The following is a 17,013-nucleotide window of genomic DNA, read 5'->3' on the forward strand; positions in this document are numbered from 1 at the left end:
ATGATGAAAAAATTTACTTTTAGTGCATTCGCTTTAGGCTTATGCTTATCTGGCTTTGCCCAAGAGCCTGTAAACTCTGCTGCTGTAGCAAAAATTAGAGCAGAAGGTTTAGATAAATCAAAGGCTTATGACATTGCTTACCAAATTACCGATGTGGCTGGCCCGCGTTTATCTAACTCGCCTGGTTTAAAACGAGCTCAAGATTGGGCAGTTAAGTATTTTAACGAAATGGGTTTAAAAAATGTTCACCTAGAAGCTTGGGGTGAATTTGGTAAAGGTTGGCAGGTTGATAAATATTATGCAGCTACAACTGCTCCTTTTTATCGCCCAATAATTGCCTCACCAAAAGCTTGGACTCCAGGCACAAAAGGTGCAATTAAATCTGATGTGATTTTAATTGTTGCCGATACCATTACCGATTTAGCTAAATACAAAGGAAAGTTAAAAGGTAAAATTGTAATGATTGAATCTCCTTTGGTACAACCATTAAAGAATTCTTACAAAGCTGATGCAGTTCGTTATACAGATGAAGATTTAGCGAAAATGGCAGCTGCTACTCCTCCAACTGTTGGTGGTAACCGTCAAGGTGGTGGTGGACCTGCAAATAACCAAAGAGCAATGATGATGCGTATGATGGGCATGAGAGCTGCAATTGACAGTGTTTTAATGGCTGAGGGAATTAGATTAAAATTAACTTACGCTCGTGGTAACCATGGTACATTCTTTACAAGTAATGGCGCCTCATATAAATTAGATGCCAAACCTGTTAATCCAGAACTAGAAGTAAGCAGCGAAGATTACTTACACATTTTACGTTTATTACGTGGTGGAGAAAAAGTAGAACTAGAAGCTGAGGTGAAAACTTCATTTTATGACAAAGATCCTAAAGGTTACAATGTAATTGCCGAAATACCAGGAACAGACCCTAAACTAAAAGACGAGATTGTAATGTTAGGCGGCCATTACGACTCATGGCATGCAGGTACAGGAGCTACAGATAACGCTGCCGGTTCTGCAGTAATGATTGAAGCCATGCGTATTTTAAAAGCAATTGATTTTAAACCAAAACGTACCATCCGCATTGCATTATGGAGCTCAGAAGAGCAAGGTTTGTTCGGCTCAAGAGGTTATGTGAAAGAACATTTTGCTGATCCAGCTGATATGAAACCAAAAGCAGAACACGAAAAATTATCAGCTTATTATAATTTAGATAATGGAACAGGAACCATTCGTGGTGTTTATTTGCAAGGCAATGCCGCTGTGAAAGATATTTTCCAAAGCTGGTTAACTCCTTTTGAAGATTTAGGTGCAAAAACAATTACCATTAGCAATACAGGTGGAACAGATCATCAAGCTTATGATGGTGTTGGTTTGCCGGGTTTCCAATTTATACAAGACCCAATGGATTACAATACACGTACCCACCACTCTAACCAAGATACTTTTGATCGTTTAGATATGGATGATTTGAAAAAATCTGCAACTATTGTAGCTTCTTTCGTTTATCATACTTCTGAAAGAGCAGAGAAACTACCGCGTAAAGAAATGCCTAAACCGGCTGCTCCAAGGCAATAATAAAAAATCATCCGATGAATATTTGAATAAATCGATATTCATCGGATGACTAATAAAACAAATAAAGCCCTGACGAAATTCTTTAATCATATTAAGGATTGTCAGGGCTTTATTTTTATAACTCAAATTCTTGATGCCTGTCAGGAATTTCTACCTGATTAAATCCTTTTTCCTTCAGCTTTGCTGCAAAAATTTGCTGTACATCATGCTCACCATGTACTAAAAATACTTTTTTAACCTTAGCAGGATCTTGGCATGACATGAACCGCAGCAAATCTTCATAATCACCATGTGCACTCATAGATTGTATGCATTGCACTTCTGCAACAACCTGGTATTGCTACCCGTAAATATGAACTACTTGTGCTCCGTTTTTTAACTGGCCACCCAATGAGCGTGGTTCACAATAGCCAACCATTAAAATGGTATTTTTCTTGTCGCCTATATTGTTTTTAATGTGATGTTTTACCCTGCCAGCTTCGGCCATGCCAGATGCTGATATGATGATACAAGGCTCTGGTTTATTATTTAAAGCTTTAGATTCTTCTCCATCTGCTACGTAATGTAATCCTTTAAAGTTAAATGGATTGTCATCAATTTTCATGATATCTAAAACCTCATCATTATAACCTTCTGCATGCTCTTCAATAATTTTTGTGGCTTTGGCCGATAAAGGACTATCAACATAAACTTTTATATCTGGAAGTTTGCCATCAAGATCTAGGTTATTTAAAATGTACAATAACTCTTGAGTTCTGCCCACACTAAATGCCGGTATAATTACTTTCCCTTTCTTTTCTACACAAGTTTTTAAAATAACCTGTAAAAAAGCTTCCTCTGTGGGTTGAGCATCATTATGCAATTTATCTCCATAGGTAGATTCTAACAAAACATAATCTGCCTGAGGAAACTCTTGAGGCGATCTAAGCAATAAATCTCCATACTGACCAACATCGCCACTAAAACTTAATCGAGTTATTTTACCATCTTCTTTGATAGTTAAATGAACTGATGCACTGCCAATAATATGACCAGCATCGATGAATTCTACAGTTACGTCATCAGTTAAACGTGTCGGATTATGGTAATCTACAGCAATAAAATATTCCATTGCCTGTATCACATCATCTTCATCATATATTGCCTTTAACAAATGCTGGCCACGTTGTTGTCTTTTTTTGTTCTCGTATTTTAAATCTCCTGCTTGTATTTTTGCAGAATCTAGCAGTAAAATTTTGCAAAGTTCTTTTGTGGCTTGGGTGCCAAAAATTACACCCTTAAAACCTTTTGCAATTAACAGCGGAACTAAACCGCTGTGATCTATATGGGCATGAGAAAGCACTAAAATATCAACTGCTGAGGCATCAAATCCAAATTCTTCATTCAAGTCATCTGTTTCTTGACCCATGCCTTGAAACATGCCACAATCTAATAATATTTTGGTTCCGTTATTTAAGGTAAGCAAATGCTTGCTGCCGGTTACATTTCTTGCAGCGCCGTGAAAGGCAATTTTCATAAGTATCTAAGTATTTTTTATAATGATAGAAAATAAATGCGAAAAAATTTTGTAAACTAAAATATTAGTTTTAAGTTTATGGTAGATATATCACTGAAGGTGAGGAGCAATACCTTAATTTTAAAAAAATGCTCATTTTGTACAAAACAGCAATAACCATGGATATTAAAGATTTAACTAAGGCAGAGGAACAAATCATGCAAATTGTGTGGCAACTTGAAAATTCTTTCGTAAAAGAAGTTATGGATTATTTACCTGAGCCAAAACCAGCGTACAATACCGTATCTACTATTATTAGAATTTTAGAAGTGAAGGGCTTTATTGGCCATAAAGCGTTTGGAAAGGCACACAAATACTACCCATTAATTAGCAAAGAAGAATACAAACGCCATGCAACCGAAAAATTATTAGGCAATTATTTCGAAAATTCGGTAGAAAGCATGTTTTCATTCTTTGTTAAGGAAGAGAAATTAGACGTAAGCGATGTAGATGAAATTTTAAAAATGATCAACAAATTTAAAAATAAACCGAAATGAGTTGGGCGCACTACCTCTTACAAGTAAATATTTACTTGGTTATATTTTATTGCTTTTACAAGCTACTTTTAGACAAGGAAACTTATTTTGTTTTAAATAGGATTTATCTTGTTGCTTCTGGATTTTTCTCTTTAGCCATTCCATTTATGCGCTTCGAGTTATTTAGTAAAAAAGTAGTAAGCGATGAATTATATATCAGTGTAAGTGAGTTAAACAATGTGGTAAGTAATTATGCAATTATGCCGCAAACCCAAGAGCAGTACGACTGGGGACGCCTTATTGTGATTATTTATTTAGTTGGTGCATTTGTATTTTTATTACATTTCTTATTTCAATTATTTAAAATTAACCAATTATTTAGCAAGGCTGATGAGAATGATGCCTTTTCATTTTTAAACAGAAAAACCGTAGCAAGCCATTTACCCGAAAGAGCCACGGTAGATTTACATGAGGATATACATATTAAGCAGCTACACACATTAGATGTAATCTTTTTTGAGGTTTTAGCAATCATAACCTGGTTTAACCCTATCATTTATTTTTATAAAAAAGCTGTTAAAAATATTCATGAGTATTTAGCTGATGAGGCTGCAGCAAATTTTCAGGGCGATAAAGAGCAATATTCACTTCTATTGTTAAGCCATGCTTTTGGTGTTAAACCTAACAACTTAACAAACGGCTTTTTAACCAAATCAATGATTAAAAAGCGTATTTATATGCTGCATAAACAACGTTCTACCAAAGTGGCTGTATTAAAATATGGGTTGTTTGTACCATTATTTGCATTAACGCTAATTTTATCATCTGCTACAATTCGCAAAAACCAGCGAATTTTAGAAGTTGCAGAAAGCATTCCACTTAACAATGCAAATGAATTTGTTAACGAAGCTATTGAATCGCCACTAAGTGTTGTAAATCTTGCACCACCTCCGGCTCCGATGCAAAAAGTAGAGGTAATCACTAACGCTACAACAGAAAGTTCTGCTGCCACTAATCAAACTTCAGATACGGAATATGCAGATAAAGCTGCTTTATGGAACAATTTCTACAAACACTTAGGTCAAAATATTAAATACCCATCAAATGCGGTTAAAAGCAGTTTGCAAGGTAACACTGTAATTAATTTCACTTTAAAATCTGGCAAAATCATGAATGCTTATGCACAAAATGAATTAGGCGAAGGTTGCGATGATGAAGTGATTAATGCCATATCAAACTATGATGATTTTTTTGGCATGGACGGAAATTACAGTATTAAAGTAACATTTAAACTAGAGGGAGCAGAAACCAGTGTTAAAAACCAACAGGTAAATACGACCGATAATTACACAGATTTAAGCAATATAGTAATCACGAGTTTTGTACCTAAAAAAGAAGAGGTTTCAGACCAAACCATTTACAACTTTGTTTCTATGTCATCACCACCAAACTACCCCGGTGGCGTATATAAATTTTATGAATATTTAGGCAAAAACATTAAATACCCTACAATGGCTGCTGATAATGAAGTTGAGGGAAATGTTTTTGTATCATTTGTAGTTGAAAAAGATGGCTCATTAACAGACATTAAAGTTGATAGAAAATTAGGCTATGGCACAGATGAAGAAGCCTTACGCGTACTTAAACTAAGCAAACGCTGGAACCCAGGCATGCAAAATGGCCGACCTGTTAGAGTTAAATACAACATTCCTATCAAATTTTCTTTAAATGGAGAAAAAACAGAAAGTAAAACTAGTGTTGTTTCAAACATTAAAATTAAAGGTTTCAACGATTCTAAAGATGCTCCATTAGTTATTTTAGATGGAGAAGTTAAAGATTATAGCATCATGAAAGATCTAGATTCTAAAACCATAGAATCAATCAATGTAGTGAAATCATCAAATGCAACTTCGTTATATGGAAAAAAGGCAGATAAAGGTGCAATTATTATTACTAGTAAAAAATCATTACAACCATCACTAACCCTATTAAATAGAAACTAAATCAGAACCTATGAAAATCTATAAATCCATTACAGTTATTGTTTTTACAATTATAAGCTTATCCAGCTTTGCTCAAACAGACAGCACAAAAACTATTTTTTTACGATCGAATATTACAGAAAAAAGTGCCGAACCCTTGGTTATTATCGACGGTAATAAGCAATACATTCGAGGCTCTGCAGCATTTAATGGAATTGATCCAGCAAATATTGAATCAGTTAGTATTTTTAAAGGCAATAATGCAGTTGAAAAATATGGTATAGATGGTAATGACGGTGTAATCTCTATTAAAACTAAGTCTGGAAATTTAAAACCAATTACTACAAAAGACAATGTTTCTTTATTTTTCAACGGCACTAACAAATCACTAAACACACCACTTTATATACTTGACGGAAATATCATTAAAGAAACTGAAGCAAAACTGATCAAGCCAGAAACCATATCAAGTGTTAATGTATTGAATGGTATAAAAGCTACCTCATTGTATGGCACAGGTGGCAATAACGGCGTAATTATCATCACTACTAAAATTAAACCTTAATTCGAAATCATGAAAAAATTAATCTTCCCTGCAGTAGTGACCATCATTATGCTCTCATCATTTGGTAATAAAATAATTAATGATTTAGAAAAATTCTACAGCCATCTTGGTAAAAACATTAAATATCCATCTACAGCTTCAGGAGTAAATTTACAGGGTAACACACAAATTTTATTTGCTGTTAACGATGGTAAATTAAATGGCTTAAAGATCGAAAAAGAACTTGGAGGCAACTGCGATATAGAAGTTGTTAACCAGATCTTGGCTTTTAACGATTATAAATCACTTAAAAATGGTAAGTACGCTTTGAAAGTTACATTTAAATTAGAAGGTGCAAAATCAGAGCTTAAAAACTTAAACCTTGAAACCCCTACTGATTATACTCCAATGGAAATAGTGATCGTTGGTTATGCACCAAACAAATTGAACAAGTAAAATTTGCTATAAACCCCTGTTAAAACCTAAAAAATAACCTTAAAAAAATCCTGATGAAAAAATTAATTTACTCATCGCTATGTGCGGTGTTACTGCTAGGCTTTTGCCAAAAAAAAGCTTTAGCGCAAGATGATCAAACTGTTTACAACTTTGTTGCAATGGAAACTCCACCAAGCTATCCGGGCGGAATGGTAAGCTTTTATAAATTTTTAGGAGAAAATGTAAAGTATCCGAAACAAGCTAAAGACGAAAATATACAAGGAAATGTATTTGTTTCATTTACAATAGAAAAAGATGGCTCTTTAAACGATATCAAAGTAAATAAATCGCTTGGTGGAGGTACAGACGAAGAAGCGGTTCGTGTACTTAAATTGAGCAAAAAATGGAACCCAGGCGTACAAAATGGAAAAGTGGTAAGGGTTAAATATAACTTACCCATCAGATTTAAAATTCCAGGTAAAGCGCCAATTACAACCGGCATGAGCACTACAGTTACGCCGAGTGTTGTTGCAGCTAATGACACAACTATCTACAACTTTGTAAGAGTAGAAAACCCTCCTACGTTTCCGGGCGGAATGGAAGAATTTTATAAATTTTTAAGCGAAAATATAAAATATCCAGAACTAGCTAAGGAAAACAAAGTTTACGGAAATGTATTTTTATCTTTTGTGGTTGAAAAAGACGGGGCTATAAGCAATATAAAAGTAGATAGAAAATTAGGCTCAGGTACAGATGAAGAAGCGGTAAGAGTATTAGAGTTAAGCCCAAGATGGTTTCCTGGAATGATTAATAAAACTCCAATAAGAGTGAAGTACAATATTCCGGTTAGATTTAACTTAACTAAATAATTTCGAAGCGCAATGCTTTTACAATTATCAATGTTAGTCCTACTTTTCGCTAAATCTTTACACCTATGCCTTTGGCATAGGTGTAAAGTATATCGCTACAATTAGGGCTATAAAACATTAGCCTGTGCACCATAAACCCCTCATACTAGCACAAGCTTTGGTATAATAAGCCTGATGGTAGTGAGCACGAACCCGATTTTTCATCGGGTGAGTAAAACGGACAGCAGGACTGACTTTAATTGAAATACTGTATTTGCCTTTCTAAAAACACAAAATATTAATAGCGCAATCAACCGGTTAATAAAGCCAAATAACAGAAAAACCCCAGCCAAATGGCCGGGGTTTTAGTTTTGTAGTCTCCTTTGTCTCGATATTTAAATCTAGCGATTTAATAGTATTAAAACAAATTAATTTTTAGGTAAACATTTGTAAGTTTGGTTATTAACTCAAAACTGCAAACTAATACTTGAATTATCCTTCTTGTTCGCTTACAAATTTAGCAGAGTAATAATCTCTGTTCATGCGAGCAATGTTTTCTAAAGATATCCCTTTAGGGCATTCTGCCTCGCAAGCTCCGGTGTTTGTACAGTTACCAAAACCTTCTGCATCCATTTGTGCAACCATGTTTTGTACACGCTTGTAACGCTCTGGCTGACCTTGTGGTAACAAGGCCAATTGAGAAATTTTTGCTGATACAAATAACATTGCTGATGCATTTTTACAAGTTGCTACGCATGCGCCGCAACCAATACAAGCTGCTGCTTCGAAAGCGGCATCTGCTTGCGCTTTTGGTATTGGTAAAGCGTTTGCATCTTGTGCATTACCTGTATTAACAGAGATAAATCCACCTGCTGCAATTACACGGTCAAATGCAGATCTATCTACAGCTAAATCTTTAATTACCGGAAATGCTTTTGCTCTCCATGGTTCAACTACAATGGTATCGCCATCTTTAAAAGAACGCATGTGCAATTGACAAGTAGTTACAGCATCTTTAGGGCCATGCGGACGACCATTGATAAACATTGAACACATACCGCAAATTCCTTCTCTACAATCGTGATCAAACACGATTGGATCGTCACCCTTGGTAATTAAGTCTTCGTTTAAAACATCAAACATTTCTAAAAAAGACATATCTGGCGAAATGTTAGACACTTTATAGTCTACCATTTTACCGGTATCTTTTGTGTTTTTCTGACGCCAAACTTTTAGCGTTAAGTTCATATTTCCTGTACTCATTGTATAGAGATTTATGTATCGAGTAGCAAGTATCAAGTAACAAGATTAGTTCAAACATCTTGATACATGATACTCACATCTTGCTACTATTTATAACTTCTTTGTGCTATTTTAATATTTTCGAATTTCAATTCTTCTTTATGAAGCTCGAATGTTCCGTCGCCTTTATTTTCCCAAGCAGCAACGTATGCGTAGTTTTCATCATCACGTAAAGCTTCACCTTCTTCTGTTTGGTACTCTTCGCGGAAGTGACCACCACAACTTTCGTTACGGTTTAATGCATCTAAACACATCAACTCACCTAATTCGATAAAATCTGCAACTCTACCTGCTTTTTCTAATTCTGGATTATACTCATCTGCCGAACCTGGTACACGAACGTCACTCCAAAACTCTTTCTTCAATTTTTGGATTTCAGCAACTGCCCATTTTAAGCCTTCTTCGCTACGAGCCATTCCGCATTTATCCCACATAATTAAACCTAATCTTTTGTGGAAATGATCTACAGATTTAGTTCCTTTAATGTTAATCAAAGTATCTAAAACTCCTTTTGCTCTAGCTTCTGCTTCAGCAAATGCTGGATGATCTGTTGGAATTGCTTTAACAGAAATTTCTTTCGATAAATAAGCTCCAATGGTGTAAGGTAAAACGAAATAACCATCTGCTAAACCTTGCATTAATGCAGATGCACCTAAACGATTTGCGCCATGATCTGAGAAGTTAGCTTCACCAGTACAGTACAAGCCTGGTACGGTTGTCATTAAGTTATAATCTACCCATAAACCACCCATTGTATAATGTACTGCTGGATAGATACGCATTGGCGTTTCATATGGATTTTCGCCAGTAATTTGCGCATACATATCAAATAGGTTACCGTATTTTTCTTTTACTACGGCTGTTCCTAAACGCATACATGTTTCCTTATCCGGATTATGGATACCAGCTTTAGATGCTTCTATCCTACCATAACGCTCCGTATTTGCTTTAAAATCTAGGTAAACAGCTAATTTAGAAGCACCTACACCGTAACCAGCATCACATCTTTCTTTTGCAGCACGAGAAGCCACATCACGGGGTACTAAGTTACCAAAAGCAGGATAACGACGCTCTAAATAATAATCTCTTTCATCCTCAGGAATATCTGTTGGCTTACGGTTATCATCTTTCTTTTTAGGCACCCAAATACGACCATCGTTACGTAACGACTCAGACATTAAGGTTAATTTAGATTGATGATCGCCAGAAACTGGGATACATGTTGGGTGAATTTGAGTATAGCAAGGATTTGCGAAATAAGCACCTTGTTTATTTGCTTTCCAAGCGGCAGTCACGTTACTTCCCATTGCATTTGTAGACAAATAGAATACGTTTCCGTAACCACCTGTTCCTAATACTACGGCATGGCCGAAATGACGCTCTAGCTCGCCAGTTAGTAAGTTACGAGCAATAATACCACGAGCTTTGCCATCAATTTTAACAACTTCAAGCATTTCGTGACGGGTAAACATTTCTACTTTACCCATTCCAATTTGGCGCTCTAATGCAGAATATGCACCCAACAATAACTGTTGACCAGTTTGGCCAGCGGCGTAAAAAGTACGTTGAACTTGCGTACCACCGAATGAACGGTTATCTAACAAACCACCATATTCACGAGCTAATGGCACGCCTTGTGCCACACACTGGTCGATGATGTTTGCACTTACTTCTGCTAAACGATGTACGTTTGCTTCACGGGCACGATAATCGCCCCCTTTAATGGTATCATAAAATAAACGATAAGTACTATCGCCATCATTTTGATAATTTTTTGCGGCATTGATGCCTCCTTGAGCAGCAATAGAGTGAGCTCTACGCGGAGAATCTTGAAAGCAGAAACATTTTACTTTGTAGCCCATTTCTGCTAATGTTGCCGCTGCTGATGCACCCGCCAAACCAGAACCTACTACAATTACTTCTAAACTTCTTTTGTTTGAAGGATTTACCAAAGGCACAGACGACTTAAATTTCGTCCACTTATTGGTTAAATCTCCTTCTGGTATATTTGAATTTAATGCTGACATTATATATAGCTTTATTCGTTCAAAATTATTTTAAAAACCCCAACCAAAATAGATGGCAATTGGCATTAAGGCAAAAAGCAATGGAATTACAATAGAAAAAGCAACACCTAAAGATTTAATAATCGGTGTATATTTTTTATGGTTCCAACCCATTGTTTGGAAAGTTGATGCAAAACCGTGCAATAGGTGATATGCTAAAGATACCATAGCCAAAACGTATAATACTACACGCCATGGCTGACTAAATTTAACAAACATCACTGCATATAAATCTTCGTGTCCATTAGCATCAAGTGGTGTACCACCGTTAAATGCCTCAATGCCAGTAAAACGAGATACCCACCAAAAATCTGTTAAGTGAACAATCAAGAAAATCAACAACAAAGTACCTAATAAACCCATAGAACGAGAATACCATTTACTGTTAGATTTGCCATCATGGTAGGCATATTTTACTGGTCTAGCTGCCTGATTTTCGAATGTTAAACGAGCTCCTTGAACTATATGTAACAATAGTCCTAGCATTAAAACCACTTCCATTGCTCTAATTAACCAATTAGTTGCCATAAAGTGAGCTCCTTCGTTAAACAAAACACCTGTGTTATCAAAAAAGACAAAACAGTTTAAAAAACAGTGTACTACTAAAAAAGAGATTAGAAAAAGGCCTGTAAGCCCCATTATTAATTTTTTCCCGATCGATGAGGAAAAAGCATTTGCAATACTACCCATTAGCTTTTATTTTTTTATTCAGTTGGTACAAAAGTATTTAAAATATGATTTAGATAAGAAGTGGCAGCAACAAAAACGAAAGAAATAATCTATTTAGAAACATTCTAAAAAAAGGAGGCAATTAATGATTTTTTCTTGATCACTAATTTATTGATTTACTAAAGTTTAAAGCAAAAAAAAGGGAACCAGCAATGGTTCCCTTTTTATGTTAAAAGTTTTGTTTAATTACCGTTAATGATGGTAAATGAACCGTTTTCTGTTACACCTTCAATTTTAATGTTTCCATCTGTAGATGTTGGCAAAGCTTTTTCTACATCTGCAGCACTATTTACAGGTTTACCGTTAATTTTAGTAATTAAGGTACCTTTTGAAATATCAACATTATAAAAAAGCTTATTAGGCAACACATTAGTTACCACAACACCATTGGCAACTTTAAATTTAGATTTAATTGCCGCAGTTGCCGGAGCAAAACTTGCACCTAATTTACCTACGCTAGCTCCAGTAGATTTGGCCGCATTAGATGCTAAACTCACATTACTTTCTGGTTTTAAAATAACATTTAAATTTTTGGTTGAACCTTCTTTTGTTAAAACAGTTAATGCAACTTTATCACCAGGACGCATGCGGCCGACTTTCTCTTGCAAATCTGGCGCATCGTATATTTCTACACCACCAATTTTTTTAATGATATCACCTTCTTTAATACCTGCTGCTGCTGCACCACCATTTGGCACAACGCTGTTAACATATAAACCATTGATGTCTTTCACATTTAATTTTTCAGCTACATCAGCATCTAAAGCTTGGAAACTAACTCCAATATATCCACGTTTAACAACGCCAAATTCTTTAAAATCTTCTAAAATCTTTTTAGCCAAATTAACCGGAATTGCAAAACCATATCCTTCATTCATTCCGCTTTGCGAAGCGATAGCCGCATTGATACCAATTAACTCTCCATTTGCATTTACTAATGCCCCACCGCTATTGCCTCTGTTAATTGCTGCATCGGTTTGGATAAATGATTCTATTGAAGAACTTGCTGGGCGATCTGGTAAAACACCAGTTCTTTGGTATTCTTCATACTCTTCTCTGGTTGGTTGCTGACTTTGGTTTCTATCTAAAATACCAATTTTACGAGCTTTTGCGCTTACAATACCTGCAGTAACTGTAGTTTGTAAATCTAACGGAAAACCAACTGCTAAAACCCACTCACCAATTTGTACGTTATCTGAGTTACCCATTTTTACAAAAGGCAAATCATTTACATCAACCTTAATTAAGGCTAAATCTGTATTGGCATCTTTACCAATTACTTTTGCAATTACCTTACGTTTGTTAGATAAAACAACTTCAATTTTATCTGCATTATCTACCACATGGTTATTGGTAACAATGTAGCCATCTGGGGTTAAAATTACACCAGATCCAGAAGCTGCTCTAGGTATATTTTGTCTTCTACCGCCGCCGCCTCTAAAAAATTGCTCAAACATATCTTCTATGCCACCGCTACCAGAAACTTCGTCTGATGATTTGCCGCCATAAGTTGTTTTAATATGAACTACAGCAGGAGAAACCGCAGCTGCAGCTTGTACAAAATCTACCGAACCAGCTGATGACACTTTAAGTGGATTATTAGCAAACATCATATTTTGCTTCTCTTCCAAAGTATAACCATCACTGTTGCGCTCTAATAGTTTATAAGCGCCAATTGCAACTGCACCTCCTAAAAATGCAGCCAACACTATTAATCCTATTCTTTTCATTGTCTATTTGTTTTACTTTAATTAAGTAGCTTTATCCCAAATGTCTATTTTTACAAAGAGTTAATCAAATTTAATACCATATAAACGATATTTGTATACGTAACATGCCTAGTTTTGTGTTAAAAAATGTTAAATCAAATTTAACAATGTCAATTACACAAAATAAGGCAAAACGATTTAGCTTAATAAAATAAGAAATGGCCATAAAATTTTCAAAATATCAAGGTGCTGGTAACGATTTCATTTTAATTGATTACCGCGAAAGCGAGCTTAAAACCATTGATAATGCGCTTGTAGCGCAACTTTGCGATCGCCGTTTTGGCATTGGAGCCGATGGTTTAATGTTACTAAAACAACATGATAGCTTTGATTTTGAGATGGTTTATTACAACGCAGATGGAAACTTGGGTAGCATGTGTGGTAACGGAGGAAGATGCATAGTTGCTTTTGCCAAACATTTGGGAATAATTGACAGCGAGACTAATTTTTTGGCAGTTGACGGACCGCATTATGCCAAAATTACAGCAGAAGGAAATTGGATTGAACTACAAATGATTGATGTTGATACGATTGACAAAGATGGAGAAGCCTTTGTTTTAAATACTGGCTCACCTCATTATGTAAAACAAGTGAATAATTTAGATGTGTTTAACGTTTTTGAAAACGGTAAACAAATTAGAAATAACGAAACTTATAAGGCAAAAGGCATCAACGTAAATTTTGTGGAAGATAAAGGCGATCATTTATTTGTACGCACTTTTGAACGTGGCGTTGAAGATGAAACTTTTGCCTGTGGCACTGGCGTAACAGCAGTTGCAATGGCCATGGCACAACAAAAACAACCTGGCCATATCGAAACTCCTGTAAAGGTTTTGGGGGGTAAACTTCAAATCAATTTTGATTACGATGGACATAAATTTACCAATGTATTTTTATGCGGCCCTGCAGAGAAAGTTTTTGAGGGAACGGTTCTTAACTAACTAATCCAGGTTTATATTTTTGAATTGCTTTTTTTGATTAGAAAAGCATGGTTAAGCGATTTTTTTAACGTTAGTCGGGCTTTTATGCTAAATCTTTTTCGATTGTTGTTACTGCCTTAATTAACAATGGTGCTTAATGGTGACAATCGAAAAAGGATACCGCATCAATCCCGTTTAAGGCACAACAGTTTATGCTACTATGCAGGGCTGCAGCACGCCAAAAACCACCAACTTTGTACAATAAACCCGATTGAAGTGGAAACCAAATTCTTTATTTGGTTGTAACAGAAAGCGGGGCTGAAATTGCCAAAAATTACTGCCCTAGTTTTTCAAAAGCGGCAAATGAAATTGCTCCTAAAAATTTGTAATAACTTACTAATTGCCTTCGGCCAGATGAGCTGCTATACCGATTTTAATTTCACCAAAACCATAGCTTTTACCCAAGGCATCTCTCACTTCATTTAATTTAACAGATTTTAGCTTGGCAATTGTTTGCATAATTTCGTTTAGGCGATTAGTAGGTACAATGTCTGATGCTTTTACTTCTTGTTTTGCAACAAAATGCGCCATGTGCCCTTCTATTGTGCCAATTGTCATTTTTCGCTCTGCCGCAATTTGAGTTATATTTTTCCCTTCTTTAAATAAATTTAAAGTAATTTCTTTGGTATCCTCTTTTGGTGGCTTTGGTGTTTTATCTTTTTTAGCGGCTCTAATTCTGCTATAAACATCTTCGCCTGGTGGTCTAAATTCTTCTTTATTAGCCATCGTATAGGCAGCCTTAATTTGTTCTTCGCGTTTGGCGCTCGTGTACAATGCCATTACTTCTTCTTTAGTAAGCTCACGTTGCTGGTTTGCAGCTTCGAGCATGGCTTTGGCTTTTTTAATTTTTTTAAACTGCTCAAAAAACATCACCTCCATATCTATCAGCTCTGCTAAAAATTCTTTGGTTTGTTTTTGCGTTTTAACCACTTCAATTAAGTCAAATATGGCATTACTCATGGCTTGCAATTGCGGGTTAAAATAGTTCTCAGCGGCAGTTGTTCGTTCTAATAATAAAGCTAAACTTTCGGCATGGTCTACAATAAATAAGCGTTCTATTTGTTTCAAAAACTTATCGGCATTAACTTTAAGCGCCATTAAATCTTGCTGTAGCTTTACTGCCCAGGGCAAATGGGTTTGTTTGGTAGATCTTTTTTCGTCTTTTGTATAGCTAAAAACATGTTCGTAAACATAATTATCAAGCACCGTAAAATTAAAGCTTTGCAATAACGAGTGTTTTAAAAACGCATCACTTTCTTTTTTAATTTGTACCGATAAATCTTCTTGCAACTCTTTTGTACGGGCAAAAAAAGTAACATTTTGATCTTGTCTTATGCCTCTATTAGAGATTAACGAAGTTAACACCAAACCGTTCATTGATCTTAAACGAGAAAGTGCTACATAAATTTGTCCGGGAGCAAAAGCATCGCCAATATCAACAATTGCCTTATCGAACGTTAAACCCTGACTTTTATGCACCGTTATTGCCCAAGCTAATTTTAAAGGAAATTGGGTAAATGTTCCCACAATTTCTTCTTCTATTTCGTTAGTGGTTTTATTTGCTGTGTATTTAATGTTTTTCCAAGTGTATTTTTCTAGGGTTAAATTATACTTGGCACCATCGGGCAAAACCTCTATCACATCATCACTCAGTTTTTTTACCACTGCAATTTTGCCGTTAAAAAATCGCTGCTCGCCTGTTGGATCGTTTTTGATGAACATTACTTGTGCACCAACTTTAAGCTCTAGAGTTTTTTCTGCGGGAAAAGCACTTTCAGCGAATTCTTTATCGATAACTGCTTTGTAGAAATAAGACTTACCCTGCAATTCATCTAAGCTTTTTTTGTTGAGCGTATCTGCTTTGTTATTGTGCGTGGTTAAAGTGATGTAATTATCGGTTAAAATAGGTTTGTAATTCTCTTTATAAAACGTTTTTAGCAAAGCGATATCTTGCTCAGTAACCTGATTATTTCTTAAATTATTTAGCAAATGAATAAAGGTTTCATCTGCTTGGCGGTAAATTTTTTCTAGCTCAATATATACTGGCGGATTTTTCTCTAAAGCAACCGCATCAAAGAAAAAAGCACTTTTATAGATTGCACTTAATAAATTCCACTCATCGTTTTTAACAACGGGTGGCAACTGATGCAAATCGCCGATGAACAACAATTGCACTCCACCGAAATTTGCATTGCTTTTTCTAATGTAACGTAAAACTGTGTCAATGGCATCCAATAAATCTGCCCTTAGCATACTTACTTCATCAATAATCAGCAATTCTAAATCTAACAAAATGCGCCTTTTAGTTGCGTTCATGCTCAAATGCCTAATGATAGATTTTGGCGTGTGATAGTGCTGGTAATCTTTTACATCGCTAGTTGGCAAAACTTTAGGCAAAAAAGTACCAAACGGCAATTGAAACAGAGAATGAATGGTAACCCCGGCTGCGTTAATAGCCGCAATACCTGTTGGGGCAACGATTACCGCTTTTTTGTGTGTTAATGAGATTAAATTTCTAAGAAAAGTTGTTTTACCAGTACCTGCTTTACCAGTTAAAAAAATATGCCTCGAAGTTAAATTGATAAACTTTGCGGCAAGCTGAGCAGGTTGAGCGATTTCTTGAGATTGTAACATTTTTATTTTATTCACAGGTTGAACAAGATACGCTTTTTAGTTAACTCCTAAAACAAAATGGCAGTTTAAACCACAAAAGAAGCAAATTAATTGCCTTTTTACACCCCTAAACTTTGTG

At 35.6% G+C, this 17,013-nt stretch carries 14 protein-coding genes and 1 pseudogene; 8 read left to right on the top strand and 7 right to left on the bottom strand.

Annotation, left to right across the window (positions count from 1 at the left end; translation table 11 throughout):
• The gene (locus AC07XU_RS03800; protein ID WP_494942293.1) at positions 1 to 1,575 is read left to right on the top strand and encodes a M28 family metallopeptidase; all 1,575 of its coding nucleotides are present in this window, start codon (positions 1 to 3) and stop codon (positions 1,573 to 1,575) included.
• A 115-nt stretch (positions 1,576 to 1,690) separates the two neighbouring features.
• Here AC07XU_RS03800 and AC07XU_RS03805 read toward each other — a convergent pair.
• Both AC07XU_RS03805 and AC07XU_RS03810 read right to left on the bottom strand, forming a co-directional pair.
• A pseudogene (locus tag AC07XU_RS03805) lies at positions 1,691 to 1,900 on the bottom strand (MBL fold metallo-hydrolase RNA specificity domain-containing protein); the annotation flags it as partial.
• Positions 1,901 to 1,915: 15 nt separating this feature from the next.
• Positions 1,916 to 3,091 carry an MBL fold metallo-hydrolase gene (locus AC07XU_RS03810; protein ID WP_494942294.1) on the bottom strand — a complete coding sequence of 392 codons (1,176 nt, stop codon included), beginning with the start codon at positions 3,089 to 3,091 and terminating at the stop codon, positions 1,916 to 1,918.
• A gap of 158 nt (positions 3,092 to 3,249) precedes the next feature.
• Between AC07XU_RS03810 and AC07XU_RS03815 the strand changes: the two genes are divergently transcribed.
• Genes AC07XU_RS03815 through AC07XU_RS03835 form a run of 5 tightly spaced genes read left to right on the top strand, consistent with a single transcriptional unit; the run spans position 3,250 to position 7,436 of the window.
• The gene (locus AC07XU_RS03815; protein ID WP_136873837.1) at positions 3,250 to 3,627 is read left to right on the top strand and encodes a BlaI/MecI/CopY family transcriptional regulator; all 378 of its coding nucleotides are present in this window, start codon (positions 3,250 to 3,252) and stop codon (positions 3,625 to 3,627) included.
• The gene (locus AC07XU_RS03820; RefSeq protein WP_494942295.1) at positions 3,624 to 5,609 is read left to right on the top strand and encodes a TonB family protein; all 1,986 of its coding nucleotides are present in this window, start codon (positions 3,624 to 3,626) and stop codon (positions 5,607 to 5,609) included. The genes AC07XU_RS03815 and AC07XU_RS03820 overlap by 4 nt, the downstream gene beginning before the upstream one ends.
• Before the next feature lie 10 nt (positions 5,610 to 5,619).
• Complete coding sequence (locus AC07XU_RS03825; RefSeq protein ID WP_494942296.1) at positions 5,620 to 6,153, top strand: TonB-dependent receptor plug domain-containing protein; 534 nt, start codon at positions 5,620 to 5,622, stop codon at positions 6,151 to 6,153.
• Between the two features lie 9 nt (positions 6,154 to 6,162).
• Positions 6,163 to 6,588: a hypothetical protein gene (locus AC07XU_RS03830; RefSeq protein ID WP_494942297.1), complete on the top strand. Its 426-nt coding sequence runs from the start codon at positions 6,163 to 6,165 to the stop codon at positions 6,586 to 6,588.
• 53 nt (positions 6,589 to 6,641) lie between these two features.
• Positions 6,642 to 7,436, top strand: coding sequence for an energy transducer TonB (locus tag AC07XU_RS03835; protein ID WP_494942298.1), 795 nt, complete (start codon positions 6,642 to 6,644; stop codon positions 7,434 to 7,436).
• A gap of 471 nt (positions 7,437 to 7,907) precedes the next feature.
• On the opposite strand, the gene AC07XU_RS03840 is transcribed toward AC07XU_RS03835, so the two are convergent.
• From AC07XU_RS03840 to AC07XU_RS03850, 3 genes are all read right to left on the bottom strand, one after another.
• Positions 7,908 to 8,678, bottom strand: coding sequence for a succinate dehydrogenase/fumarate reductase iron-sulfur subunit (locus AC07XU_RS03840; RefSeq protein ID WP_494942299.1), 771 nt, complete (start codon positions 8,676 to 8,678; stop codon positions 7,908 to 7,910).
• Positions 8,679 to 8,764: 86 nt separating this feature from the next.
• Entirely contained in the window at positions 8,765 to 10,744 is a 1,980-nt protein-coding gene (locus AC07XU_RS03845; protein ID WP_494942300.1) for a fumarate reductase/succinate dehydrogenase flavoprotein subunit, read from the bottom strand.
• A gap of 30 nt (positions 10,745 to 10,774) precedes the next feature.
• On the bottom strand, positions 10,775 to 11,422 hold the full coding sequence (locus AC07XU_RS03850; RefSeq protein ID WP_494942989.1) for a succinate dehydrogenase cytochrome b subunit: 648 nt from the start codon (positions 11,420 to 11,422) through the stop codon (positions 10,775 to 10,777).
• Between AC07XU_RS03850 and AC07XU_RS03855 the strand changes: the two genes are divergently transcribed.
• The gene (locus AC07XU_RS03855) at positions 11,343 to 11,561 is read left to right on the top strand and encodes a hypothetical protein (protein ID WP_494943000.1); all 219 of its coding nucleotides are present in this window, start codon (positions 11,343 to 11,345) and stop codon (positions 11,559 to 11,561) included. The genes AC07XU_RS03850 and AC07XU_RS03855 overlap by 80 nt on opposite strands.
• A gap of 133 nt (positions 11,562 to 11,694) precedes the next feature.
• Here the strand turns inward: AC07XU_RS03855 and AC07XU_RS03860 are convergent, their stop codons facing one another.
• Positions 11,695 to 13,242: a trypsin-like peptidase domain-containing protein gene (locus AC07XU_RS03860; RefSeq protein WP_494942301.1), complete on the bottom strand. Its 1,548-nt coding sequence runs from the start codon at positions 13,240 to 13,242 to the stop codon at positions 11,695 to 11,697.
• A 197-nt stretch (positions 13,243 to 13,439) separates the two neighbouring features.
• Between AC07XU_RS03860 and dapF the strand changes: the two genes are divergently transcribed.
• The gene (dapF, locus tag AC07XU_RS03865) at positions 13,440 to 14,222 is read left to right on the top strand and encodes a diaminopimelate epimerase (protein WP_494942302.1); all 783 of its coding nucleotides are present in this window, start codon (positions 13,440 to 13,442) and stop codon (positions 14,220 to 14,222) included.
• Between the two features lie 375 nt (positions 14,223 to 14,597).
• Here the strand turns inward: dapF and AC07XU_RS03870 are convergent, their stop codons facing one another.
• Positions 14,598 to 16,895 carry a helix-turn-helix domain-containing protein gene (locus AC07XU_RS03870; protein ID WP_494942303.1) on the bottom strand — a complete coding sequence of 766 codons (2,298 nt, stop codon included), beginning with the start codon at positions 16,893 to 16,895 and terminating at the stop codon, positions 14,598 to 14,600.
• Between the last annotated feature and the right edge of the window lie 118 nt (positions 16,896 to 17,013).

This window comes from Pedobacter sp. GW456-11-11-14-TSB4 (assembly GCF_059424425.1).